This window comes from Roseobacter sp. HKCCD5988, assembly GCF_037830355.1.
GTDB lineage: Bacteria > Pseudomonadota > Alphaproteobacteria > Rhodobacterales > Rhodobacteraceae > M30B80.
Genome location: NZ_JBBLYJ010000002.1, coordinates 615,189 through 639,400, shown reverse-complemented (window position 1 = coordinate 639,400; position 24,212 = coordinate 615,189). Strand labels below are relative to the sequence as shown.

The following is a 24,212-nucleotide window of genomic DNA, read 5'->3' as shown; positions in this document are numbered from 1 at the left end:
TATGGCTGCCAAGTTGAAAAAGGGCGACAAGGTCGTCGTGCTTGCTGGCAAGGATAAGGGCAAAGAGGGTGAAATCTCTGCTGTTATGCCAAAGGCCAACAAGGCCATCGTGGACGGCGTGAACATCGCCATCCGTCACACCCGCCAATCTGCACAGGGCCAAGGCGGCCGCCTTCCAAAGGCGATGCCAATTGACCTGTCCAATCTGGCGCTTCTGGACAAAAACGGCAAACCCACCCGTGTTGGCTTCAAGGTTGAAGACGGCAAGAAGGTGCGTATCGCCAAAACCACGGGGGAGGCCATCTAATGCTTGATACGGCAAACTATACCCCACGCCTGAAGGCGGCTTTTGCTTCGACTGTTCGCCCTGCGATGAAGGAAGAGTTCGGCTATAAGAACGATATGCAAATCCCACGTTTGGATAAGATCGTTCTGAACATCGGCGCAGGCGCCGAAGCCGTGCGTGACAGTAAAAAAGTCAAATCCGCTCAGGAAGACCTCAGCGCGATTGCAGGCCAGCAGGCCGTTGTGACCAAGGCAAAGAAATCCATCGCGGGCTTCCGTGTTCGCGAAGATATGCCTCTTGGCGCAAAGGTTACCCTGCGCGGCGACCGCATGTATGAATTCCTTGATCGTCTGATCACTGTGGCTATGCCGCGCATCCGCGACTTCCGCGGCGTGTCTGGCAAGTCCTTTGACGGCCGTGGCAACTACGCCATGGGCATCAAAGAACATATCGTTTTCCCTGAAATCAACTTCGACAAGGTCGATGAGGTTTGGGGAATGGACATTATCATTTGCACCACCGCGAAAACTGACGCGGAAGCCAAGGCGCTGTTGAAGCATTTCAACATGCCCTTCAATTCGTGATCGCGGGAGGAGAGTAGAACAATGGCAAAGAAGTCCATGGTTGCACGCGAAGTTAAGCGCCAAAAGCTTGTTGCGAAATACGCAACAAAGCGTGCCGCGCTGAAAGAAATCGCGAATGATGAATCGAAGCCGATGGAAGAGCGTTTTAAAGCTCGTCTGAAACTGGCAGAGCTGCCACGTAACAGCTCCGCCACTCGTCTTCATAACCGTTGCCAGCTCACGGGGCGCCCAAAGGCCTATTACCGTAAGCTGAAAGTCTCGCGTATCATGCTGCGTGAATTGGCCTCGAACGGCCAAATCCCCGGCATGGTTAAGTCGAGCTGGTAAGGAGGTCTGACAGATGAATGATCCTCTTGGTGATATGCTGACCCGCATCCGCAATGCGCAGATGCGTGGCAAGTCCACAGTCGTTACGCCCGCTTCCAAGCTGCGTGCTTGGGTTTTGGATGTGTTGGCCGATGAAGGCTATATCCGCGGCTACGAGCGCACCTCTGATGCCGCAGGGCATCCTGCGCTGGAAATCAGCCTGAAATACTATGAAGGCAGCCCCGTGATCCGCGAGATTAAGCGCGTATCCACCCCCGGTCGTCGTGTTTACATGAACGTGCAGGATATTCCGCAGGTTCGGCAAGGTCTTGGTGTTTCCATCGTCTCCACCTCCAAAGGTGTGATGTCCGATGCGAATGCACGTCAGGCCAATGTCGGCGGCGAAGTTCTCTGCACCGTATTCTAAGGAGGCCTGAAGCATGTCTCGTATTGGGAAAAAACCGGTCGGACTGCCTGGTGGTGTAACAGCCACTGTGTCGGGCCAGACGATCGAGGTGAAGGGGCCAAAAGGCACCCGTAGCTTTACCGCCACCGATGATGTCACAATCGCAGTCAATGACAACGCGGTTGATGTGACACCACGCGGCAAGTCCAAGCGTGCGCGCCAGCAATGGGGTATGAGCCGTTCGATGGTTCAGAACCTCGTCACTGGCGTGACGGATGGCTTCAAGAAAGAGCTGGAGATCACAGGTGTGGGTTATCGCGCCGCTATCCAAGGCAATGTTCTGAAACTGTCCTTGGGTTATAGCCACGATGTGGATTTCCAAGTGCCACAAGGTGTGACGGTGACAACACCAAAGCCAACCGAAGTGGTGATCGAAGGGATTGATCAGCAATTGGTCGGTCAGGTTGCAGCAAACATTCGCGAATGGCGTGCGCCCGAGCCCTATAAGGGCAAGGGGATCCGCTATAAGGGCGAATATATCTTCCGCAAGGAAGGTAAGAAGAAGTAAGGGCGACGAAGATGGCAAACAGCAAACGAGAACTGTTCCTCAAGCGCCGCCTGCGCGTTCGGAACAAGCTGCGGAAAATGGCAGACGGGCGCGCGCGCCTCTCTGTTCACCGCTCGAACAAGAATATCAGCGTTCAGTTGATCGACGATGTGAAAGGCGTGACTTTGGCCTCGGCATCTTCGCTCGAAAAAGATCTGGGCGTTGTTGGCAAGAACAATGTCGAAGCGGCCGCAAAAGTGGGCGCAGCGATTGCAGACCGTGCAAAGAAAGCAGGCGTGTCGGAATGCTATTTCGACCGTGGCGGTTTCTTGTTCCACGGCCGCGTCAAAGCTTTGGCTGACGCAGCCCGCGAAGGTGGTTTGAAGTTCTAATCCATGTAGGCGGCGCGCAAGTGCCGCCTCGATGATCGGGGAGAGGGCCTTTCATGTGCCCCTCACTGCGATTGACCAAAACAGGCGCGCGGGATGCGCCAGAACTGAAGGATGCCAAACATGGCAGAACGTGAACAACGTCGGGGCCGTCGCCGCGAAGAGCGCGAAGAAACCCCAGAATTCGCCGACCGTCTGGTCGCAATCAACCGCGTATCGAAGACCGTAAAAGGTGGTAAGCGTTTCGGCTTTGCCGCTCTGGTGGTTGTCGGTGACCAGCGTGGTCGTGTGGGCTTTGGCAAAGGAAAAGCCAAAGAAGTGCCTGAAGCGATCCGTAAGGCAACCGAACAAGCCAAGCGCAACCTGATTCGCGTGCCTCTGCGCGAAGGCCGCACCCTGCACCACGATGCGCAGGGCCGTCATGGCGCAGGCAATGTTGTGATGCGCACCGCCCCTGAGGGGACGGGGATCATCGCGGGTGGTCCAATGCGCGCCGTGTTCGAGATGCTTGGCATCAAGGACGTTGTTGCGAAATCATTGGGCTCGCAGAACCCTTATAACATGATCCGCGCAACCCTTGATGGTCTGCGTCAGGAAAGCTCGCCTCGTCAGGTGGCTGCGCGCCGCGGCAAGAAAGTTGCCGACATCCTGCGCAAGCCCGAAGCCGAAGTTGCGGCAGACGCCTGAGGAGAGTGAGCAATGGCTAAAACTATCGTTGTAAAACAGATCGGCTCGCCGATCCGCCGCCCTCAAGATCAGCGCGCAACGCTGATTGGTTTGGGTTTGAACAAGATGCACAAAACCCGCGAGTTGGAAGATACCCCTTCTGTGCGTGGCATGATCAACAAGATCCCGCATCTGGTAGAAATCATTGAGGAGCGCGGTTAATCCGCGCCCTTAATCCTGCCCCAGCTTTCTGGGGCGCTTTTGATCATTGTGCCGCGTTTGCCGCCACGGTCGCTCGGGTGGTAATTCCGGCTAAAGGAGTAGCGACATGAAACTGAATGAATTGCGCGATAACCCAGGTGCAACCAAGAAAGCCAAGCGAATTGGCCGTGGCCCTGGTTCTGGCAAAGGTAAAATGGGTGGCCGTGGTATCAAAGGTCAGAAATCCCGTTCGGGTGTGGCCATCAACGCCTATGAAGGCGGTCAGATGCCCCTCTATCAGCGCCTTCCAAAGCGTGGCTTCAACAAGCCAAACCGCAAAGAATTCGCTGTCATTAATTTGGGCCTGATCGAGAAATTCCTCGAGGCGGGCAAATTGGACGCAAAAGCAGAAATCACCGAAGATGCATTGGTTGCATCGGGCTTGGTGCGCCGCAAGTTGGACGGCATCCGCGTTTTGGCCAAAGGTGATATCTCGAAGAAAGTAACGATCACTGTCACAGGTGCTTCCAAAGCAGCGGTTGAAGCTGTTGAAAAAGCAGGTGGCAAGCTCAACGTAGCGGCACCAGCAGCGGCAGAGTAATCTGCCGCAGGCTTTCGACCAAGATGAGCCTTGAGACTTGCGGCTGAGCCGCATACATCAAGGGCAGGGTTTATCGCGCCGCAAGATCGCAAGCTCGGTCTTGCGGCGCAATATATGATGAGGGGCGGTATGGCTTCAGCAGCTGAACAGATGGCGGCTAATCTGAGTTGGAAGTCGTTTGGCAAAGCGTCCGAATTGCGCCAGCGCATTTGGTTCACGCTTGGTCTTTTGATCATTTATCGGATCGGCACCTATATTCCTGTTCCAGGGATTGACGGGCAAGAGTTGCGCAATTTCTTTGACGCGGCCTCTGCAGGTCTGGGCGGTGTTTTGAACATGTTCACAGGCGGCGCCCTAAGCCGCATGGGTGTGTTCGCATTGGGGATCATGCCCTATATCTCAGCCTCGATCATTGTGCAGCTGATGACCTCGATGGTGCCTGCCTTGGAGCAGTTGAAGAAAGAGGGCGAACAGGGCCGTAAGAAAATCAACCAATATACGCGCTACGGCACGGTCGCCTTGGCAACCGCGCAGGCCTATGGTTTGGCTGTCAGCATGGAGTCGGGCGGTCTTGCCTCGGACCCGGGTTGGTATTTCCGCGCGGCCTGTGTGATCACCCTTGTGGGCGGGACGATGTTCCTGATGTGGCTTGGCGAGCAGATCACGCAGCGCGGCATCGGTAACGGCATTTCTCTGATCATCTTTGTTGGTATCATCGCAGAAATCCCTGCGGCTCTGGCGCAGTTTTTTGAACAGGGCCGTTCTGGTGCCTTGTCCACGCCTATGGTTTTGGGCGTGATTGTGATGTTGATCGCAACGCTGTTTTTCGTGGTGTTCATGGAACGCAGCCTGCGTAAGATCCACATCCAATACCCCCGCCGCCAAGTCGGCATGAAGGTCTATGATGGCGGCAGCAGTCATTTGCCGATCAAAGTTAACCCTGCGGGCGTGATCCCAGCGATCTTCGCATCATCCTTGTTGTTGTTGCCAACAACCATGACGACCTTTTCGGGCAGTGAGGCGGCAGGGCCAGTTCTGTCATGGATCCTTGCAAATTTTGGCCCCGGTCAGCCCCTCTATCTGCTGTTCTTTGCAGGTATGCTGATTTTCTTCACCTATTTCTACACGCTGAATGTGGCCTTTAAGACCGATGATGTGGCGGACAATCTAAAAAACCAAAATGGGTTTATTCCGGGCATCCGTCCTGGTCAGCGCACTTCGGAATATTTGGAATATGTGGTGAACCGTGTTCTCGTGCTTGGTGCAGGGTATTTGACCTTGGTCGCCCTCCTGCCCGAGATTGTGCGCTCGAACTTGTCAATCACGGCTTATTTCGGCGGCACATCCATTCTGATCATCGTCTCGGTCGGCATGGACACGGTGCAGCAGATCCAATCGCATTTGCTGGCCCATCAATACGAGGGCTTGCTTGAGCGATCTCAACTGCGTGGCCGCAAAGGGACGGGCGCGGGGCGTGCCAAGCGCCGCACGCCACAGCGCAAATGACCGCGATTATTCTTCTCGGCCCCCCAGGTGCGGGTAAGGGAACCCAAGCGCGCCTCTTGGTTGAGGCGCGTGGCATGGTTCAGCTTTCCACCGGGGATATGTTGCGCGAGGCGCAGGCCTCTGGCACGGAAATGGGCAAACGGGTCGCCGATGTGATGGCCCGTGGTGAATTGGTGACGGATGAGATTGTCATTGGCCTGATCCGCGAGAAACTAGATGCTGGCCCTGCTGGCGGCGTCATCTTTGACGGGTTTCCCCGCACCTTGGCACAGGCAGATGCGCTTGAGGCATTACTGGCCGAGATGGGTCTTGCACTTGATGCAGTGATTGAAATGCGTGTGGATGATGAGGCCCTTGTGGCGCGGATCACGGCGCGCTCAACCTGCGGTGGCTGCGGTGAGGTGTATAATGACATCACCAAACCAATTCCTGCCAGTGGCACCTGCAGCACCTGTGGCGGTGCCGAGTTCAAGCGCCGCGCGGATGACAACGAAGACAGTCTGCGACAGCGCCTGATGGAATATTACAAAAAGACATCGCCGCTGATTGGCTACTACTACGCCAAGGGGCATTTGCAGGCGGTGGATGGTTTGGGCGAGATTGATGCGGTCGCAGGTGGCATCGCAGCCATATTGGATCAGCCCAGATCTTAACCCCTATCCCCTTGACGGGGGAAGGGAAAAAGCCTATCCGCAGGCTTCCCATCAAGGGAATCATCGGGCGGATGCCGCCTGATAAATCGAAAAAGGTCTTGCGGCTTTTTTGCAGCAAGACTTTTTGGTTGTGAAAAAAGGTTCTGGGGCTACGGAACCGCAACGAGAGGAAAGATAAGTGGCACGTATCGCAGGGGTCAACATCCCCACAGCCAAGCGCGTTCCTATTGCGCTGACATATATCACTGGCATTGGCCAATCATCTGCATATTCAATCTGCGAAGCCGTGGGGATCGACCCTGCGCGCCGCGTAAATGAATTGTCTGACGCCGAAGTCTTGAAAATTCGTGAACATATCGATGCGAATTTCACCGTAGAAGGTGACTTGCGCCGTGAAGTTCAGATGAACGTAAAGCGTTTGATGGATTTGGGGTGCTATCGTGGCCTCCGTCATCGCCGCAACCTGCCTGTGCGCGGTCAGCGCACCCACACCAACGCGCGAACCCGTAAGGGGCCTGCAAAGGCAATCGCGGGTAAGAAGAAGTAAGGGGAGGCAGATAAATGGCTCGTGAAAAGACCCGCGTAAAACGCAAAGAACGTAAAAACATCGCCGCTGGTGTGGCGCATGTGAACAGCTCGTTCAACAACACAAAAATCCTGATCTCTGACGTGCAGGGCAATGCGATCGCTTGGTCGTCTGCTGGCACGATGGGGTTCAAGGGCAGCCGTAAATCCACCCCCTATGCCGCGCAGATGGCCGCAGAAGATGCGGGCCGCAAGGCACAGGAACATGGTGTGAAAACACTAGAAGTCGAAGTGCAGGGGCCAGGCTCTGGTCGTGAATCCGCACTTCGTGCTTTGGCCGCTGTTGGGTTCCAGATCACGTCTATTCGTGACGTGACCCCAATCGCGCACAATGGCTGCCGCCCGCCAAAGCGTCGCCGCGTGTGACAAGTGCGATTTTTCTTGGGTCGCGTGCGCGTCATGCGGCCTGAGTGGTTATTTGATCCTCGAGCGTCTCTGGCCTTGGATCGGTCAGCGACAGGAATGGAGGCTCCACAATGATCCATAAGAATTGGCAAGAACTGATCAAGCCAACCCAGCTGGTTGTAAACCCTGGCACCGACCCTGCGCGCAAGGCAACTGCGATTGCCGAGCCGCTTGAGCGTGGCTTTGGTCTGACGCTTGGCAACGCGCTGCGCCGCGTTTTGATGGGCTCGCTGCAAGGCGCGGCCATCACCTCTGTGCAGATCGATAACGTCTTGCACGAGTTTTCCTCGGTCGCCGGTGTGCGCGAGGATGTAACGGATATCGTTCTCAACCTCAAAGGCGTGGCCTTGCGCATGGAAGTTGAGGGGCCAAAGCGCCTTTCCGTGACCGCAAAAGGGCCTAAGGTTGTCACCGCAGGCGACATTTCCGAAAGCGCAGGTATCGAAGTTCTGAACAAGGATCACGTGATCTGTCACTTGGATGACGGCGCGGATTTCTTCATGGAACTGACGGTGAACACGGGCAAAGGCTATGTGTCTGCAGATAAGAACCGGCCGGAAGATGCGCCAATTGGTCTGATCCCGATTGACGCGATCTATTCGCCCGTCAAGAAAGTATCCTATGACGTGCAGCCGACCCGTGAAGGTCAGGTTCTCGATTACGACAAACTGACTGTCAAAGTGGAAACAGATGGCTCGGTCACCCCTGAGGATGCCTTGGCCTATGCTGCACGTATCTTGCAGGATCAATTGCAGATCTTCGTCAACTTTGACGAGCCAGAAGCCGCAGGTCGTCAGGATGATGATGATGATCTCGAATTCAACCCGTTGCTCCTCAAGAAGGTGGACGAGTTGGAATTGTCGGTTCGCTCTGCAAACTGCCTGAAGAATGACAACATCGTCTATATCGGTGATCTGATCCAGAAAACCGAAGCCGAGATGCTGCGCACGCCAAACTTTGGCCGCAAGTCCTTGAACGAGATCAAGGAAGTGCTGTCTGGTATGGGCCTGCATTTGGGTATGGATATCGTTGATTGGCCGCCAGACAATATCGAAGAGCTGGCTAAGAAATACGAAGACAATTTTTGATTTCGCAAGGGGCGCGCGTGATGCGCGCCTCTCGCACCCCCGGGCATCCCGCCCCAATAAGGAGAGAGACGCAACGCACGGCTCTCGGACAAAGCATGAAATGAAGGAGATTTAACCATGCGTCACGGATCTGGCTATCGCCGTCTGAACAGAACCCATGAACACCGCAAAGCGATGTTCTCGAACCTTGCTGGCTCATTGATTGAGCATGAGCAGATCAAAACCACCCTGCCTAAGGCGAAAGACCTGCGCCGTGTGGTTGAGAAGCTGATCACATTGGGCAAGCGCGGTGACTTGCACGCACGCCGTCAAGCGGCTGCTGCGTTGAAGCAAGACGCCCATGTAAAGAAATTGTTCGAAGTTCTCGGCCCCCGCTATGCGGAGCGTCAGGGCGGCTATGTGCGCGTTCTCAAGGCGGGTTTCCGCTATGGTGACATGGCGCCAATGGCCATCATCGAATTCGTGGATCGTGATCCCGAAGCAAAAGGTGCCGCAGATCGTGCGCGCCTTGCTGCAGAAGAAGCGGCGGCTGAATAAGCGCACCTCTTTTGCGAATAGTTTTGAAAACCCCTCGCGCCAATCGCGGGGGGTTTTCTTTTTGCGCGACCGCGCATGGGGGATTTTCCTCTGCTCCTGCAAAGGCTAGGCTTTGGCCATGAGTGATCTCTTTCAATCTGATCCAGACCCCTCCCCAAAGGCGCAGGCCATGCGCCCCTTGGCAGATCGTGTGCGCCCGTCCGAGTTGAAGGATGTGATTGGTCAGCAGCATTTGCTAGGGCCTGAGGGCAGTTTGCGGTTGATGTTGGATGCCGGGGCGCTGTCCTCGTTGATTTTCTGGGGGCCACCTGGCGTGGGCAAGACCACGCTTGCACGGCTTTTGGCGCGCGAGACGGATTTCCAGTTTGAACAGATCAGCGCGATTTTTTCAGGCGTGGCGGAGCTGCGCAAAACATTCGATGCCGCAAAGCTGCGCCGCAAAGCGGGGCAGGGCACGCTTTTATTCGTGGATGAAATCCACCGCTTTAACAAAGCCCAACAAGATAGTTTTTTGCCCCTGATGGAGGATGGCACAATCTTGTTAGTGGGAGCCACGACCGAGAACCCCAGTTTTGAGATCAATTCCGCTGTGCTGTCTCGCGCGCAGGTTCTCACCTTGAACCGTCTTAGCGAGGACGACCTGCGCGCCCTTTTGGCACGGGCTGAGCGCGAATTGGCGCGCGATTTGGCCTTGCCTGAAGAAACTCAAGCAGCCCTCATTGCCATGGCCGATGGGGACGGGCGTGCCATGTTGAACCTCATCGAACAGGTGGCTGCATGGCCCGACCATGCGGGGGTGTCCGCGGCCACGCTCTCTGTGCGGCTACAGCGCCGCGCCGCGCAATATGACAAGTCGGGCGATGGCCATTACAACCTGATTTCTGCTTTGCACAAATCCATTCGCGGGTCTGATCCAGACGCGGCTCTCTATTGGTTCTCGCGCATGTTGGAGGGGGGCGAAGACCCTCGGTTCTTGGCGCGCCGTCTGACGCGTATGGCGGTTGAGGATATTGCCCTTGCTGACCCGCAGGCGCAGCAGGTCTGTTTGGCCGCGTGGCAAAGCTACGAGCGTTTGGGCTCGCCCGAGGGTGAGCTGGCCTTGGCCAATGCTGTGATCTATCTGGCCCTCGCGCCAAAATCGAATGCCGCCTATGTCGCCTATAAGGCCGCGCGTAAATTGGCGGCGCAGACAGGATCGCTTGCCCCGCCGAAGCATATCTTAAACGCCCCAACCAAGCTGATGAAAGAGCACGGCTATGGCGCAGGCTATGCCTATGATCACGATGCTGAAGATGGGTTTTCTGGGCAGAATTACTTTCCCGATACAATCACGCGCCCCAGTTTTTATGAACCTGTAGAGCGTGGGTTTGAGCGCGATCTTGGAAAGCGGGTAGCATATTTTGCGAAGCTTAGGCGCGACCGAAACCGCGATGAGTGACCCGTGCCGCGGCTTTTGGTTGACAACAGACAGGCAGGGGCAGAAAGAGCCACCCATGATTTGGACAGTTTTTCAGGTGGCCCTTGGGGGCGCGATTGGTGCATCGCTGCGCTATCTCGTTGGCGTGGGTCTGCATCGTGCGCTTGGGCCGACCGCTTTTCCCGTTGGGGTTATCTCGGTCAATATTCTTGGCTCTTTATTGATGGGTCTTTTTGTGGGCCTTGCCGCACAGCGCGGGCTGACCCATTTATCCCCTTTCGTCATGACGGGGATCTTGGGCGGGTTTACAACATTTTCTTCCTTTTCGCTTGAGGTCATCACGCTTTATGAGCGGGGCGATTTAGGGTTGGCGGCGGCCTATATTCTGGGCTCGGTCATCCTCTCTATCGTTGCGATTTTCTTGGGTTTGATGCTGACACGGGTGGCGCTGCCATGACGGGTGTTCAGGTTTTGGCTGTCGCGGATGCAGATGCGGATCAGCGGCTTGATCGGTGGTTCCGCCGGCTTTTCCCGCATATCCCGCAAGGCCGCATTGAGAAGATGTGCCGTAAAGGTGAAATCCGTGTCGATGGCGGGCGCGTGAAACCTGCGACACGCCTGCAATCTGGGCAGGAGGTGCGCATCCCCCCCTTGCCTGACCCAATGCCCGAAGATGCGCTTGGCGCGCCGCGGGTGCAAAAATCGGCCATCTCGGACGCGGATGCCGCGATGATGCGCTGCGCGGTCATCTATCAAGACGATCATCTGATTGCGATTAACAAACCCGCAGGCTTGCCCACGCAAGGCGGCAGTGGGCAAGGGGGGCGGCACGTTGATGCGTTGGCGGCCTGTCTCGCGCGCGAGGGTGAGGATAAGCCGCGCCTTGTTCATCGCTTGGATAAGGACACATCGGGCGTTTTGCTCTTGGCGCGCAGCAGGCAAGCCGCGCAGGCCCTCAGCGATGCCTTTCGCCATCGTGAGACGCGCAAGATTTACTGGGCCGCCGTTGCAGGCGCGCCTTTGCCCCGAATGGGCAAAATCAAGTTTGGATTGGTAAAGGCCGCAGGCCATGGCAAAGGGGGCGAAGGCGAAAAGATGCGCTGCCTTCATCCATCTGAAATCGCCACCACCGATGGGGCCAAGCGGGCCGAGACGGATTATGCGACGCTCTCTGCGCTTGGGGGGCGGGTGTCATGGGTGGCGATGGTGCCGATTACTGGTCGCACCCATCAATTGCGCGCCCATATCGCAGAACTTGGCCACCCGATCGTGGGGGATGGCAAATATGGCGGCAGCAGTCAGGAAAATTTGGGCGATGGATGGGGCGCGCAATTGGGGGGTGAAATCAGCCGCAAACTGCATCTTCACGCGCGCTATCTGAAATTCCGTCACCCTTTCACCAAACGGGATCTCACGCTAACCGCAGCCTTGCCTGATCACATGGCCCGCACTTGGGAATTGTTCGACTGGCGCGCCGAAGATGTGCCCGTTGACCCGTTTTATGACGAGCTCGGATGACTGCGCTTTATCTGATCATTTTCGATGTCGATGGCACGTTAATCGACAGTCAGGCACATATTGTAGCTTCGATGGAGGCGGCATTTGGCGGCCTTGATTTGCCTGCGCCAAGCCGTGCGCAGACCTTGTCAATCGTAGGCCTATCGCTACCCGTGGCCATGCTGCGCCTTGCGCCTGATCATAGTGCCGAGATGCGCGCTGATTTGGTCGAAGGGTATAAGGCGGCCTTTCAATCTTTGCGCCTCAGCGCGGATGGCGCGGCCTTGTCGCCGTTGTTTGAGGGGGCGATGTCAGTTCTAGAGACGCTGCAGGCTGACCCGCGCTTTGTTTTGGCTATTGCAACTGGCAAGTCACGGCGGGGGATGGAACATATTTTGGATCAACATGGGCTGCGACCCTATTTTGCCTCCGTTCAGGTTGCGGATGATCACCCCTCAAAGCCACATCCCGCGATGGTGAAGGCCTGTTTGTCTGAATGTGATGTGCCCGCCGCGCGGGCCGTGGTGATTGGTGACGCGACCTATGATGTCGAAATGGCGAAGGCCGCAGGCGCACAGGCTATTGGCGTCTCTTGGGGGTATCACAGCGTAGAGGATTTGCGGCAGTCTGGGGCCGACCCCATTTTGCAGCGCTTTGGTGATTTGCCCGCTGCCCTTGAACGAATTTGGAGCCTGACATGAGCGAATGGAAAGCCCGCCGTTTTTGGACATCTGCCAGCGTTGAAACGGTGGAAGGTGGCTATACGGTTCACTTGGACACACGGGCCGTCAAAACACCGCTTAAGGCGCCGCTGATTGTGCCAACCCAAACCATGGCCGAGGCGATTGCAGCAGAATGGATGGCCCAAGCCGAAGAGATCAAGCCCCTCACCATGCCTGTCACACGGTCGGCAAATGCCGCGATTGATAAGGTCAGCGCACAAAAGCCAGAGGTTGTGGCGATGCTAGCGGCCTATGCTGAGACAGATTTACTCTGTCACAGGGCAGATCACCCACAGGAATTGGCCACACGCCAAGAAGCGGGATGGCGACCCGTTTTGGACTGGGCTGCAAGCGAGCTGAACGCGCCCTTGATCGTCACAATCGGCGTTTTGCCCGTGCCGCAACCGCAGGATAGCCTTGATCGGGTGCATCAACTTCTCTCGCAGTTTGATAATTTTTCTTTGACCGCATTGCATGACCTGATTTCCATCTCTGGCTCAGTCCTATTGGGGCTCGCCGTGGCGAAAGGGCAGTTCTCGCCGCAAGAGGCATGGAATCTGTCGCGAATCGATGAAAATTTTCAGGCAGAGCTTTGGGGCGAAGACGAAGAAGCCTTGGATGTGGCAGCAAAGAAAAAGGACGCTTTTCTTCTCGCAGCACATTTTTACAGACTTGCAGGCGGGCACGAGGCCCTTGTGGCAGGTTGAGGCCTTGTTTTTTAATGAATATGTAATCTGCCTAAGCAGCAAACATCCCACGAACGGCTGCTATAAAGTTAGGCTTAATGTTTCATAAACGTAGCTTCAAGCCTTGACCTTGGGCGGTATATTTGCCCAATTAAGCGGCATTGGCTCGCTTCTGCGGGCCACTGACATGAAGGTGGTCTTACGGCCATTGAGGAAACAGCCCAAAAGGGCGGTCCAATAGGAAGAGGTAAATATGAAAAAATCTGTAGTCCTAGCTACGCTGGCAGTTGCTGGTATGGCTGCGGGTATGTCCCAAGCGTCGACCCTTGATGAGGTCAAAGCGCGTGGCAGCATGAACTGTGGTGTGACCACAGGTCTCACAGGCTTCGCAGAACCAAATGCCAGCGGCGTTTGGGAAGGTTTTGACGTTGCGGTATGCCGTGCCGTTGCAGCCGCCGTATTCGGCGACCCAATGGCGGTTGAGTTCGTTCCAACCACTGGTCAGACCCGCTTCACCGCGTTGGCCTCTGGCGAAGTTGATATGTTGGCACGTAACACCACATGGACCTTCAGCCGTGACGTTGATCTGAAGTTCGAATTCGTGGGCGTGAACTACTATGACGGTCAGGGCTTTATGGTTCCTGCATCCTTGGGCGTGTCTTCCGCGCTTGAGTTGGACGGTGCAACCGTATGTATCCAGACTGGCACAACCACCGAGTTGAACTTGGCTGACTTCTTTGCTTCGAACAACATGAGCTACGAGCCCGTGCCTATCGAAACAAACGCGGAAGCACAGCAGCAGTATCTCGCAAACGCTTGTGACGTTTACACCACAGACGCGTCTGGTCTTGCGGCAACCCGCGCGACCTTCGAGAACCCAGGTGACCACGTTGTTCTGCCTGAAATCATCTCCAAAGAGCCTCTCGGGCCGCTTGTTCGTCACGGCGACAACGAGTGGGGCGACATCGTTCGCTGGTCTTTGAACGCTTTGATCGCAGCTGAAGAGCTGGGCATCACTTCGGCAAACATTGCTGAATTGGCTGCTGCACCTGGTCAGAACCCAGAAATCAACCGTATTCTTGGCACTGAGGGCGACCTCGGCGCGATGCTCGGTCTTGAGGCAAACTGGGCGGTTAACGCGATCTCTGCTGGTGGTAACTATGGCGAGATCTTTGAGCGTTACTTGGGCGAAAGCACCCCAATCGGTCTGGCACGCGGCTTGAACGCGCAGTGGACTAATGGTGGCCTGCTCTACACCCCACCATTCCGCTAAGGTCTGAACGGAAGTTGGGCGCGGCATTCTCGCGCCCTTCTTCTATTTTAATATCCAAAATTACGCTGAAAGTGTTGCGACCCGTTTGTGCCGCACTCAAACTTTTTTACGCTGATTTATTGACAGGATTCCGCCATGGCCTCGACACCGGATCCAAGTTCTGAACCCTTCCGCTTGGGTCAGTTGATTTACGATCGTCGTTATCGCTCAATGACGATCCAAGTATTCGCTTTCATTACGATCATGGCCTTTCTTTGGCAGCTTGGCTGGAACACGGTTCAAAACCTGTCCGCGCTTGGCAAAGATTTTGATTTTGGCTTTCTAGGGTCGCGCGCGGGCTATGATATCAACCAGCGCTTGATCGAATATTCCAACGACAGCACCCATGGCCGTGCTGCGATTATTGGGATATTAAACACGCTGCTAGTCGCTTTTCTGGGCTGTATTCTTGCCACGATAATTGGCGTGATCGCAGGCGTTTTGCGTCTGTCAAAAAACTGGATCGTAGCGCGGTTGATGGCGGTTTATGTGGAAGGGTTCCGCAATGTGCCGTTGCTGTTGTGGATCCTTGTGATCTTCGCCGTCATGACCGAAGCCACCCCACAGCCGCGCGATTTCCGCGAAGGCGGGGATGCGTCCATGATCCTGTTCGACAGTATCGCGATTACAAATCGCGGTATCTTTATCCCGCGTCCGATTTGGGGTGAGGGCTCAACCCTGCTTGTGGCTGTGTTTTTTGCTTCACTCTTTGCGATTTGGGCCTTCCGCCGCTATGCGCGCAAAAAACAAGAGGCAACGGGTCAAATCCTGCCTGTGTTCTGGATTTCTACGGCTTTGTTCTTTGTGCCTTCGGTTATTTTCTACTTCATTCTGGGCGGGCCAGTCACGCTGCAGTTGCCTGAATTGGGTGGGTTCAACTTTACGGGCGGCCTACAGGTGCGCAACTCGCTGATTGCCTTATGGTTTGCGTTGTCGCTCTACACGGGTGCGTTCATCGCAGAGATTGTGCGCTCAGGTATTTTGGCGGTGTCACGCGGGCAAACCGAAGCAGCCTTTGCCTTGGGCTTGCGCCCCAACCGCACGATGAATTTGGTGATCCTGCCGCAGGCCTTGCGCGTGATCATCCCTCCCCTGATTTCGCAATATCTGAACCTGACCAAGAACTCCTCCTTGGCGATTGCTGTGGGTTATATGGATGTGCGGTCTACCTTGGGTGGGATCACGATCAACCAAACAGGCCGCGAGCTTGAAGGGATGCTCCTCTTGGGCGTCTTTTACTTGGTCACATCCCTAATCATTTCGGGCGTGATGAATGTCTACAACAACGCCGTTAAGTTGAAGGAGCGCTGAGATGGCAAATTCTGCGAATAGCTCCGTTTCTTATGTGCGCACCGAGATGCTGCCCGAGCAGTCCCCGCCTGTCTCGGAAGCAGGCGTGGTGAAATGGGTGCGTGAAAACTTGTTCTCTGGGCCGCTCAATACAATCCTAACAATTCTGTCTTTGGTCGCGATCTATTGGGTGGTCAGCCATGTTTTCCAGTGGTTCGCCTATGGCATTTGGACTGCAAATTCACTGAGTGAATGCCGTGAGGTGCGTGACGCGCTTTACGCCGATGGTCGCAATGTCGCCTGTTGGGCCGTCTTGAGCGAGCGTTGGAACCAACTTCTATTTGGGTTCTACCCCGCCGATGCATATTGGCGCCCTGTTGTGGCTTTGATTGTGTTTTTCAGCGCCGTTGCGCCTGTGATGTTCAACTTTGGTGGCCGCAAATTGGCGATCTTCTCGGCCGTGTCGCCCTTCATTTGCTACTGGCTGTTATGGGGCGGGTCGATTTGGGGGCCAATCCTGACGGCTCTGGGCTTTGTTTTGGCATGGTTGGCCTATGGCCAGATCACACGGCAATTCGGGGCTTTGGCAGGTATCGTGGCGAGCATCCTTGTGCCGCTGATCTATTGGCGCTTTGGGGTTGCCCCACTAACGGGACTGGCCGATGGCATCTTGCCCATTGGAATTGAAAATATCCAATCCAAGGATTTCGGCGGGTTCATGTTGGCGCTGATCATCGGGATCACGGGCATTGTTCTGTCTTTGCCGCTTGGGATTTTGCTGGCGCTTGGGCGTCAGTCTGATTTGTTCATCATCAACAAATTCTCGGTGATCTTTATTGAGGTGATCCGTGGCGTTCCGTTGATTGTGTGGCTGTTCACGGCATCGCTTTTGTTGAACTACTTCCTGCCACCGGGAACGAATTTTGACCTGATGCTCCGCGTGATTATCATGGTCACGCTCTTTGCCGCTGCCTATATGGCCGAGGTTGTGCGCGGTGGTTTGGCCGCCCTGCCTCGTGGGCAATATGAGGGGGCAGATAGTCTGGGCTTGGATTACTGGCAATCCATGCGCTTGATCATCCTGCCTCAGGCTTTGAAAATCTCAATTCCGGGCATCGTGAACACGTTTATAGGTTTGTTCAAAGACACAACCCTCGTGGTGTTCATCGGTCTGCTTGACCCAATCGGTTTGTCTAACGCGATCCGCGCCACGACCGAATGGAACGGGATTTACTGGGAATTGTTCATCTTCATCGGGCTTTGCTTCTTTGTGTTTTGCTACGCGATGTCCCGCTATTCGCAATATCTTGAGCGCAAGCTCGCAACAGATCGTCATTAAGGAGAGGCCGATATGAGTGAAGCCACCCCCTCCATCCAAGATCGTGAGATCAACCGTTCGCAGATGAAAGTCACCGATGAGGTGGCGGTTGAAATTCGCGATATGAACAAATGGTATGGTTCGTTCCATGTTTTGCGGGACATCAACCTCACTGTGAACCGCGGCGAACGTATCGTCATCTGTGGGCCATCTGGCTCGGGGAAATCTACGCTGATCCGCTGCATCAATGCATTGGAGGAGCATCAAAAGGGCTCCATCACTGTGGATGGCACATTGCTGTCAAATGACCTCAAGAACATTGACAAAATCCGTTCCGAGGTCGGGATGTGCTTTCAGCATTTCAACCTGTTTCCGCATTTGACCATTTTGGAAAACTGCACATTGGCCCCAATTTGGGTGCGCAAGACGCCCAAGAAAGAGGCCGAAGAAACGGCAATGTATTTCCTTGAGAAGGTGAAAATCCCCGATCAAGCGCACAAATATCCAGGTCAACTGTCAGGGGGCCAGCAGCAGCGTGTGGCCATCGCGCGCAGCCTCTGCATGCGTCCGCGTATCATGCTGTTTGACGAACCGACATCGGCACTTGATCCTGAGATGATCAAGGAAGTTTTGGATACGATGATCCAATTGGCTGAAGAAGGTATGACCATGCTCTGCGTGACCCATGAGATGGGCTTTGCCCGTCAGGTTGCCAATCGCGTGATCTTTATGGATGCAGGCCAGATTGTTGAGCAAAACGAGCCTGAGCCGTTCTTCACCAACCCGCAAAATGACCGCACCAAGCTGTTCTTGAGCCAAATCTTGGGTCACTGATCCCGCTTAGGGCAAGTCACGCGGTGTGATAAAGGCGCGGGCGACCCCCGCGCCTATTTCTATGTTGGCCCAAGAAGTTGCGTTAAAGTCCACGACCAAGGTCGCGGCTGTAGGGTAGCGGGTGAATTTCTCGTGTTGGGGCTGTGTTGCCACCAGAGAGCGCGCCAAGCTACCAATGCCGGGATTATGCCCGATGACGGCCAATGTGTGGCCCTCACTGGCCCTGATGACATTCAGCATATCTGGCGGCATCGCGAGATAGAGCGCGCGTGTATAAGAAACTTCGATTTCCGCACCGCTCAAGCATCGGGAAATCGCCGCCCATGTATCGACAGCACGGGTTGCGGTCGAGCAAAGCACATGATCAGGCCGATACCCCTGCGCCTTAAGCCATGTTCCAACGCGCGGTGCATCCTCTATTCCGCGGGCATTGAGGGGGCGGTCATGGTCATCCAACCCTGCATCGCCCCAATCTGATTTTGCATGGCGGATTAAGGTCAACGTCAGGGTCATGGGTGAAAGCTCCGCATGTGGAAATGTGATTGCGCCTCAACGCGTCCAAAGTTTTGTGAGATCGGGCAGGCGCGCCGCGCCCTGCAGCCCTTGGTAATGCAATCTGCCCCCGCCATTGTTTTCAGATGGTTGTGGCATCGGATCGTATCATAGCCCGATCCGTCAAAGGCTGCGACAGGGCATGCGCTGCGGCAGGGTTGGTGCGTGCAGCTGTCGCATGGGCGGTCTTGGGCAGGCGCTTGAGGCACTGCATAGGGCAAGCCAAGTGCGCCGCGAAAGGAGACAAACAATCCCGATTGCGCATGGATGAGCAGCCTTATTGGGCTGGGCCATACCGCACCTGTCGCCAAAGCCCATTGGTAAAATGGTGCATAGGGTGGGCCACCAAAGGGAAAATAGGCTTCCCCCCCAATCTCGCGGGCCCAGTCACCGATGACCCGCGCAGACCAACGATCCATCGGGTCAGGGGCGCCATCACGATATTCGGAGCTGTCTTCAAACGCAGACCAAAAGTGAGGCTCATCAGGCCCCAAAAGCACCACGGTTTTTACCTCATGGCCTAGGCCGTGACTGCCGTCTGGGGCAAAATGCCCCAAAATGCGAAGGTGCCGCGCATGCGCGCCTTGTAAAAGGTCGGTCAGGTTCATTCTTTAGCCTGCGCTGATTGCTCTGCGCTGCGCAAGCGAAACTAGGCGCGGATGATTGATCCTGCCCCGTGATCCGTGAACAATTCCAAAAGGCAGGCATTGGGCGCGCGCCCGTCCAAAATAACGGCAGCGCGCACGCCTGCGCGCACGGCTGACAGGGCCGTTTCGGTTTTGGGGATCATGCCGCCTGCGATGACCCCGCTTTCGGTCATGGCCTCAACATCGGCGGTGCTCAATTCGGTTACCACTTCGCCATCGGCATTTTTGACGCCCGACACATCAGTCAAAAGCAGCAGGCGATCTGCCTTCAGGGCGGCGGCAATAGCCCCCGCTGCCGTGTCGCCATTGATATTATAGCTGTGACCATCACGATCTGCACCAATGGGGGCAATCACAGGGATCATCTCGGCCTCAAAGAGTTGCCGCAGAAGGGTCGTTTCTACCTCACTGGGTTCGCCGACAAAGCCAAGTTCGGGGTCGGCCATTGTGCAGGTGATCATCGAGGCATCTTTGCCCGACAGACCAACTGCGCGCCCGCCTTCGGCGTTGATCGCCTGCACGATGCGCTTATTGACTTGACCCGACAGAACCATTTCCACAACAGCCATGGTGGCGGCATCCGTGACCCGCTTGCCGCGCGTGAAGGTGGAGGTCACGCCAAGCTTTTCAAGCATCTCATTGATCATTGGCCCGCCGCCATGCACCACCACAGGGTTCACCCCAACCGTGCGCATCAGCATCACATCGCGCGCGAATGAGGCCATCCCCTCATCCGATCCCATCGCATGACCGCCCAATTTGATCACCACAATCGCCCCGTGATAGCGCTGCAAGTAAGGCAGGGCTTCGTTCAAGGTGCGGGCGGTCGAGAGAAAATCACGCATTTTGGCTGTCTGCTTCTTCATCTTTGGCGTTCCAAACTGATCCCGCGCCATATTGGGCGCGCTCGATTACTTCCATAAGGCAGGAAGGCTTGGCTGTGAAGGTGGCTGTTCTCAAGCAAGCCCTGCGATCAAGGCCCGAAGGTTTTCAATACCCCAACCTTTTTCTGAAGAGGTCATCAAGAGCTCGGGATAGGCGGCGGGGTGTTTTGACAGCGCCTTGCGCACTTGGGCCAAAATTTTATCGCGTTCAGCTTCTTTTACCTTGTCGGCTTTGGTCATCACGACCTGAAAGGTCACAGCTGATTGATCAAGCAGGGTCATGATCTCGTCATCAACCGCCTTGATCCCATGCCGAGTGTCGATAAGCACGAAAGCGCGGCGCAATGAGACGCGGCCTGACAGATAGGCCTTGAGCAATTTCTGCCATTTCTCGACCACCGCAACAGGCGCTTCTGCATAGCCATAGCCCGGCAAGTCGACCACATAATGGCTCTCGCCAAGTGTGAAGAAGTTGATTTCTTGCGTCCGTCCGGGTGTGTTTGAGGCCCGCGCCAAGTTTTTGCGCCCGGTCAGCGCATTGATCAGCGAAGATTTCCCAACATTTGAGCGCCCAGCAAAGCATATTTCAAGCCGATCTGCAGGGGGCAGGCCATCCATGGCAACAACGCCTTTGACAAAATCTGCACCGCGCGCAAACAGCAGCCGCCCCTTCTCAAGGCTGATCTCATCGGCATCTTCGGCCAGCGGGAAAGGCAGGGCTGCACTCACCAGATAATCTCCACTTTATCCCCTTGGGCGATATGCCCTGCTTGGGTGGTTTCTGCGTATACGCCAAATTCGCTGTGATCCCAACCGCTTTGCAATATTTGCAGAGTTGGCACATCCCTTACCCCTGTGTCAGGATTTGCTTCAGTTGCACGACAACGGGTTATTGGTTCTACGATTTTTAGGCGGGCCTCGCCAATCGCGAGGGTCGCCCCAATCAGGTCAAGCTCTTCCCAAGGGGCTAGACCCTCAAGCCAAAGATTCCCACGAAAGCGGCGCGGATCCAGTGGCGTATCGGCCCGCGCCTCTAAGGCGCGCAGCGAGGCAAGATTTAGAATTGAAATCGAGGCAAAATTTGCATCGGTCATGCCTGATTTAGGCGCTGTGACCACCGCCATCGGGTCGGGTCGCTCGGGCGGATAAATTGCCCCTAGCCATGCAATCAAATCGCTGTGGTCGCATTTTGGGTCGAATATGTGATCTGGCAAATCAGGGTGCGACAGGCGGATTGTGCCATTGTCCAAACAGCAGGCCGTGATGGCCATAAGCTGAGGGGCCTTTGCGCCGCGCAGGAAATTTCGGCAGGGCTGCCATTGCCCCTGCACGGGGTCAGCCCCCGCTTCAATAACCGCATAGGCACGATCAAGCGGCAAAGCGCAATCGGGGGCCATAAAGGCCCCCGAAATACGTTCTGCGCCAATACCCTTAATCGGGTGTCGCCATATTTGGTCGAGTGTGACGCTCACTTAGCGTTCTTTGCGCCGCCGCGTTTGAAACTTGCGCGGATATTGCCAAACAGATCGGGCTTATACCCTTGGTGGCGCATGATCGTGTATTGCTGCGCAAAGGTCAGGGTGTTGTTCACGATCCAGTAAATCAACAAGCCTGTCGCGAAATGGCCCAACATGAACATAAAGATAAAGGGCAGCCACGCGAAAATCGCGGCCTGTGTTGGGTCAGTGGGCGCTGGATTCAGCTTTTGCTGCAACCACATCGAGATGCCCAAAAGGATGGGCAGAACCCCGATAAAGATCAGCGCAAGGATACTGCCTGGCTCTGGCGCTGGCCATGGGAACAGGCCGAACAGGTTGAAGATCGAGGTTGTATCAGGTGCTGACAGATCCCGAACCCAGCCAAAGAACGGTGCGTGGCGCAATTCTAGCGTCACGAAAATCACCTTATAGAGCGAGAAGAAAATCGGGATTTGCAGCAAAATCGGCAAGCAGCCCGAAGCGGGGTTCACCTTGTTCTTCTTATACAGCTCCATCATGCCTTTTTGCATGGCTTCGCGGTCATCACCTGCGCGCTCTTTCAGCTTCTCCATCTCTGGTTGAAGCTCTTTCATCCGCGCCATGGAGGCATAGGATTTATAGGCAAGCGGGAATAAGACAGCCTTGACGATGAAAGTCAGCGCAATAATCGCAAGACCCATATTGCCAATCATCACATTCAGATTGTGCAGCAGCCAGAACATCGGCTTGGTGATGAAATAGAACCAACCCCAGTCAATCGAGTCGAGAAAGCGATCAATCCCGCCTGCGTCCTGATAGTTGCGGATGGTTTCCCATTCCTTCGCTCCTGCAAAGAGCATGGTGGTGACTTCGGCCGTTGCCCCAGCAGCAACATCAACTGCGGGCATCCGCGCTTCGGTTTGATAGATATCCGCCCCCGCCACGTGGCGCGTTGCGGCCACAAAGGGCTGACCCGCACCAGGGATCAAGGTGGTCATCCAATATTTATCGGTAAAGCCGATCCAGCCGTTTTCGGCAACATCCACCAATTCTGCCGCCGCGCCTTCGCTGGGCATGACATCGAATTCGGTGACGTTTTCATAACCGATCTCGTCCAAAGTGCCGTCTGCTTTACGAACAACACCTTCGTGAAGGATGAAGAAATTCTGCAAATCTGCGGGTAGGCCGTGGCGGGCCACGATACCGTAAGGGGCCAAGCGCACAGGCGCGCCCGAGGTGTTGCGCACAGATTGCGTTACAGAGAAAATGAAATTCTCATCGACCGAGATCACGCGATTGAAAATCAGGTCGTTGCCATTATCCCATTCAAGGGTAACGGGGGTCGTGGTCGTTAGGGTTTCGCCCTCGACCAAACGCCATTCGCTGTTGGGGCCAGGCACTTGGTCAAAATCAAGCGCGCCGCCGGGCGCCCATCCATAAAGGGCGTAATAGGCATTTGGGCCGCCAACTGGCGATAGAAGTCGCACGATATTTGCGTCTTCATCAATCGTTTCACGGTAGTTTTTTAGGGACAGGTCATCAATTCGCCCGCCCAAGAGTGAGATTGAGCCGAGCAATTCATCGGTTTCAATCGCCACGCGTGCCGAGGAGGATAAAGCCACGGCGCGTGTTTCTTCCGCACCGATCAGAACAGGGTCGCCTGATCCTGCGCTTGGCGGCAGAATGGCATCTGCGGGCGCGGTCGTATCGGATGCGGCTGCCGCGTCCGTTTGCGTTACCTGTGGGTCTTCAGGGGGAAACAGAAGAAACCACACCAAAATGACGAGAAAGCTCAAGGCCGTGGCCAGGATCAGGTTCTTGTTCTGATCTTCCATGATCGCGCTATGCCCTATGATTTATTGACAGTCGGGTTCAATAGGCTAGCGGCGCAAAGGTCAAGGGGTTTGCGCCGAATATCGCGAGAACTGCGCCAATCTGGCCTAGTCTTGTCCCGTATTTTCGGCACGCCGCGTCAGGCCGATGAAATCAAATAATTCAGGGTCAAGCAGATGCGATGGGCGCACATTCATTAAGGCCGAGAAAATCTTTTGCCGCCGCCCAGGTGCGCGGGCTTCCCACTCATCCAAGAGGCGTTTGATGGCTTGGCGTTGTAGCCCGTCTTGCGATCCGCACAGATCACAGGGAATGATGGGATAGTTCATCGCGCGGGCGAAGGTTTCACAATCCGCTTCGCTGACATGGGCCAGCGGACGATAGACAAAAAGATCCCCTTCATCATTCAAAAGCTTGGGTGGCATCGAGGCCAGTTTGCCGCCGTGAAACAGATTGAGGAAAAATGTTTCTAGAATGTCATCGCGGTGGTGGCCCAAAACAACGGCTGAACACCCTTCTTCGCGGGCAATGCGATATAAGTTGCCACGGCGCAATCGTGAACACAGCGCGCAATAGGTGCGGCCTTGCGGCACTTTATCCATCACAATTGAATAGGTGTCTTGATATTCAATCCGATGCGGCACGCCCATCTTTGTGAGAAACTCTGGCAATACCGTTGCAGGAAATCCAGGTTGGCCCTGATCTAAGTTGCAGGCCAAAATCTCTACGGGCAGCACGCCGCGCCACTGCAATTCGGTCAAGGCTGCCAAAAGCGTGTAACTGTCTTTGCCGCCCGACAGGCAGACCAACCATTTCGCGCCGCGCTCGATCATGCCGTAGCGGTCAATCGCCTCGCGGGTTTCACGGATGATCCGCTTGCGCAGTTTTTTAAATTCGGTGCTTGAGGGCGCGCCGTGAAAGAGCGGGTGGATATCCTCTGCATCGTCCAACATGGTGCGGCCTTCATCTTCACGCGGTTTTGATGTGCCTGCCATAGGCGAGG

Annotated in this window: 31 protein-coding genes; 24 read left to right on the top strand and 7 right to left on the bottom strand. The window is 55.5% G+C overall.

Features of this window, described 5'->3' with window-relative positions; all coding sequences use genetic code 11:
* The first annotated feature begins 1 nt into the window (after position 1).
* From rplX to AAC636_RS11170, 24 genes are all read left to right on the top strand, one after another.
* Positions 2–307, top strand: a complete 306-nt coding sequence (gene rplX, locus AAC636_RS11285; RefSeq protein WP_340244637.1) for a 50S ribosomal protein L24 — start codon at positions 2–4, stop codon at positions 305–307.
* Positions 307–870 carry a 50S ribosomal protein L5 gene (rplE, locus tag AAC636_RS11280; protein ID WP_317657418.1) on the top strand — a complete coding sequence of 188 codons (564 nt, stop codon included), beginning with the start codon at positions 307–309 and terminating at the stop codon, positions 868–870. Before rplX ends, rplE begins: the two co-directional genes overlap by 1 nt.
* Positions 871–891: 21 nt before the next feature.
* A complete protein-coding gene (gene rpsN / locus AAC636_RS11275; RefSeq protein ID WP_340244635.1) occupies positions 892–1,197 on the top strand; it encodes a 30S ribosomal protein S14 in 306 nt (101 codons plus the stop codon).
* A gap of 13 nt (positions 1,198–1,210) precedes the next feature.
* Positions 1,211–1,603, top strand: a complete 393-nt coding sequence (gene rpsH, locus AAC636_RS11270; protein ID WP_317657420.1) for a 30S ribosomal protein S8 — start codon at positions 1,211–1,213, stop codon at positions 1,601–1,603.
* A 13-nt stretch (positions 1,604–1,616) separates the two neighbouring features.
* Positions 1,617–2,150 carry a 50S ribosomal protein L6 gene (rplF, locus tag AAC636_RS11265; protein WP_317657421.1) on the top strand — a complete coding sequence of 178 codons (534 nt, stop codon included), beginning with the start codon at positions 1,617–1,619 and terminating at the stop codon, positions 2,148–2,150.
* Between the two features lie 11 nt (positions 2,151–2,161).
* The gene (gene rplR, locus AAC636_RS11260; protein ID WP_317657422.1) at positions 2,162–2,521 is read left to right on the top strand and encodes a 50S ribosomal protein L18; all 360 of its coding nucleotides are present in this window, start codon (positions 2,162–2,164) and stop codon (positions 2,519–2,521) included.
* Positions 2,522–2,641: 120 nt separating this feature from the next.
* The gene (gene rpsE / locus AAC636_RS11255; RefSeq protein ID WP_317657423.1) at positions 2,642–3,205 is read left to right on the top strand and encodes a 30S ribosomal protein S5; all 564 of its coding nucleotides are present in this window, start codon (positions 2,642–2,644) and stop codon (positions 3,203–3,205) included.
* A 12-nt stretch (positions 3,206–3,217) separates the two neighbouring features.
* Complete coding sequence (gene rpmD / locus AAC636_RS11250) at positions 3,218–3,406, top strand: 50S ribosomal protein L30 (RefSeq protein WP_213675014.1); 189 nt, start codon at positions 3,218–3,220, stop codon at positions 3,404–3,406.
* Positions 3,407–3,512: 106 nt separating this feature from the next.
* Positions 3,513–3,986, top strand: coding sequence for a 50S ribosomal protein L15 (gene rplO / locus AAC636_RS11245; protein ID WP_340254027.1), 474 nt, complete (start codon positions 3,513–3,515; stop codon positions 3,984–3,986).
* A 129-nt stretch (positions 3,987–4,115) separates the two neighbouring features.
* A complete protein-coding gene (gene secY, locus AAC636_RS11240; RefSeq protein WP_317657425.1) occupies positions 4,116–5,492 on the top strand; it encodes a preprotein translocase subunit SecY in 1,377 nt (458 codons plus the stop codon).
* Positions 5,489–6,145: an adenylate kinase gene (locus tag AAC636_RS11235; protein ID WP_340301561.1), complete on the top strand. Its 657-nt coding sequence runs from the start codon at positions 5,489–5,491 to the stop codon at positions 6,143–6,145. Before secY ends, AAC636_RS11235 begins: the two co-directional genes overlap by 4 nt.
* A gap of 178 nt (positions 6,146–6,323) precedes the next feature.
* Positions 6,324–6,692 (top strand): 30S ribosomal protein S13, encoded by a 369-nt coding sequence (gene rpsM, locus AAC636_RS11230; RefSeq protein ID WP_317657427.1) that lies wholly within the window; start codon positions 6,324–6,326, stop codon positions 6,690–6,692.
* Between the two features lie 14 nt (positions 6,693–6,706).
* On the top strand, positions 6,707–7,096 hold the full coding sequence (gene rpsK / locus AAC636_RS11225) for a 30S ribosomal protein S11 (RefSeq protein WP_340301560.1): 390 nt from the start codon (positions 6,707–6,709) through the stop codon (positions 7,094–7,096).
* A 110-nt stretch (positions 7,097–7,206) separates the two neighbouring features.
* Positions 7,207–8,223 carry a DNA-directed RNA polymerase subunit alpha gene (locus AAC636_RS11220; protein WP_340259770.1) on the top strand — a complete coding sequence of 339 codons (1,017 nt, stop codon included), beginning with the start codon at positions 7,207–7,209 and terminating at the stop codon, positions 8,221–8,223.
* A 117-nt stretch (positions 8,224–8,340) separates the two neighbouring features.
* Entirely contained in the window at positions 8,341–8,760 is a 420-nt protein-coding gene (rplQ, locus tag AAC636_RS11215; RefSeq protein ID WP_317657430.1) for a 50S ribosomal protein L17, read from the top strand.
* Positions 8,761–8,878: 118 nt separating this feature from the next.
* A complete protein-coding gene (locus AAC636_RS11210) occupies positions 8,879–10,198 on the top strand; it encodes a replication-associated recombination protein A (protein WP_340259771.1) in 1,320 nt (439 codons plus the stop codon).
* Positions 10,199–10,253: 55 nt separating this feature from the next.
* A complete protein-coding gene (gene crcB / locus AAC636_RS11205; RefSeq protein WP_340301559.1) occupies positions 10,254–10,634 on the top strand; it encodes a fluoride efflux transporter CrcB in 381 nt (126 codons plus the stop codon).
* Positions 10,631–11,695, top strand: a complete 1,065-nt coding sequence (locus tag AAC636_RS11200; RefSeq protein ID WP_340301558.1) for an RluA family pseudouridine synthase — start codon at positions 10,631–10,633, stop codon at positions 11,693–11,695. Before crcB ends, AAC636_RS11200 begins: the two co-directional genes overlap by 4 nt.
* Positions 11,692–12,375 carry an HAD-IA family hydrolase gene (locus AAC636_RS11195; protein ID WP_340301557.1) on the top strand — a complete coding sequence of 228 codons (684 nt, stop codon included), beginning with the start codon at positions 11,692–11,694 and terminating at the stop codon, positions 12,373–12,375. The genes AAC636_RS11200 and AAC636_RS11195 overlap by 4 nt, the downstream gene beginning before the upstream one ends.
* Positions 12,372–13,103: an ATP12 family chaperone protein gene (locus tag AAC636_RS11190; protein ID WP_340301556.1), complete on the top strand. Its 732-nt coding sequence runs from the start codon at positions 12,372–12,374 to the stop codon at positions 13,101–13,103. The genes AAC636_RS11195 and AAC636_RS11190 overlap by 4 nt, the downstream gene beginning before the upstream one ends.
* Before the next feature lie 232 nt (positions 13,104–13,335).
* The gene (locus tag AAC636_RS11185; protein ID WP_340254049.1) at positions 13,336–14,355 is read left to right on the top strand and encodes an amino acid ABC transporter substrate-binding protein; all 1,020 of its coding nucleotides are present in this window, start codon (positions 13,336–13,338) and stop codon (positions 14,353–14,355) included.
* Positions 14,356–14,490: 135 nt separating this feature from the next.
* Positions 14,491–15,705 carry an amino acid ABC transporter permease gene (locus AAC636_RS11180; RefSeq protein WP_340301555.1) on the top strand — a complete coding sequence of 405 codons (1,215 nt, stop codon included), beginning with the start codon at positions 14,491–14,493 and terminating at the stop codon, positions 15,703–15,705.
* A gap of 1 nt (position 15,706) precedes the next feature.
* The gene (locus tag AAC636_RS11175; protein WP_340301554.1) at positions 15,707–17,023 is read left to right on the top strand and encodes an amino acid ABC transporter permease; all 1,317 of its coding nucleotides are present in this window, start codon (positions 15,707–15,709) and stop codon (positions 17,021–17,023) included.
* 12 nt (positions 17,024–17,035) lie between these two features.
* Positions 17,036–17,836, top strand: a complete 801-nt coding sequence (locus tag AAC636_RS11170) for an amino acid ABC transporter ATP-binding protein (RefSeq protein WP_317657439.1) — start codon at positions 17,036–17,038, stop codon at positions 17,834–17,836.
* A gap of 6 nt (positions 17,837–17,842) precedes the next feature.
* On the opposite strand, the gene AAC636_RS11165 is transcribed toward AAC636_RS11170, so the two are convergent.
* The 7 genes from AAC636_RS11165 to ttcA all read right to left on the bottom strand — a co-directional run bounded on the left by AAC636_RS11165 (position 17,843) and on the right by ttcA (position 24,162).
* Positions 17,843–18,349 carry a SixA phosphatase family protein gene (locus AAC636_RS11165; RefSeq protein WP_340298338.1) on the bottom strand — a complete coding sequence of 169 codons (507 nt, stop codon included), beginning with the start codon at positions 18,347–18,349 and terminating at the stop codon, positions 17,843–17,845.
* Positions 18,346–18,996, bottom strand: coding sequence for a ferredoxin (locus AAC636_RS11160; protein ID WP_340301553.1), 651 nt, complete (start codon positions 18,994–18,996; stop codon positions 18,346–18,348). Before AAC636_RS11160 ends, AAC636_RS11165 begins: the two co-directional genes overlap by 4 nt.
* 41 nt (positions 18,997–19,037) lie before the next feature.
* Positions 19,038–19,901 (bottom strand): acetylglutamate kinase, encoded by an 864-nt coding sequence (gene argB / locus AAC636_RS11155; protein ID WP_340301552.1) that lies wholly within the window; start codon positions 19,899–19,901, stop codon positions 19,038–19,040.
* Between the two features lie 90 nt (positions 19,902–19,991).
* Positions 19,992–20,648, bottom strand: a complete 657-nt coding sequence (gene yihA, locus AAC636_RS11150) for a ribosome biogenesis GTP-binding protein YihA/YsxC (RefSeq protein WP_317657443.1) — start codon at positions 20,646–20,648, stop codon at positions 19,992–19,994.
* On the bottom strand, positions 20,645–21,391 hold the full coding sequence (locus AAC636_RS11145) for an MOSC domain-containing protein (protein ID WP_340301551.1): 747 nt from the start codon (positions 21,389–21,391) through the stop codon (positions 20,645–20,647). The genes yihA and AAC636_RS11145 overlap by 4 nt, the downstream gene beginning before the upstream one ends.
* The gene (gene yidC, locus AAC636_RS11140; protein ID WP_340301550.1) at positions 21,388–23,211 is read right to left on the bottom strand and encodes a membrane protein insertase YidC; all 1,824 of its coding nucleotides are present in this window, start codon (positions 23,209–23,211) and stop codon (positions 21,388–21,390) included. Before yidC ends, AAC636_RS11145 begins: the two co-directional genes overlap by 4 nt.
* Positions 23,212–23,316: 105 nt before the next feature.
* Positions 23,317–24,162, bottom strand: coding sequence for a tRNA 2-thiocytidine(32) synthetase TtcA (ttcA, locus tag AAC636_RS11135; protein WP_340301584.1), 846 nt, complete (start codon positions 24,160–24,162; stop codon positions 23,317–23,319).
* Positions 24,163–24,212: the final 50 nt, after the last annotated feature.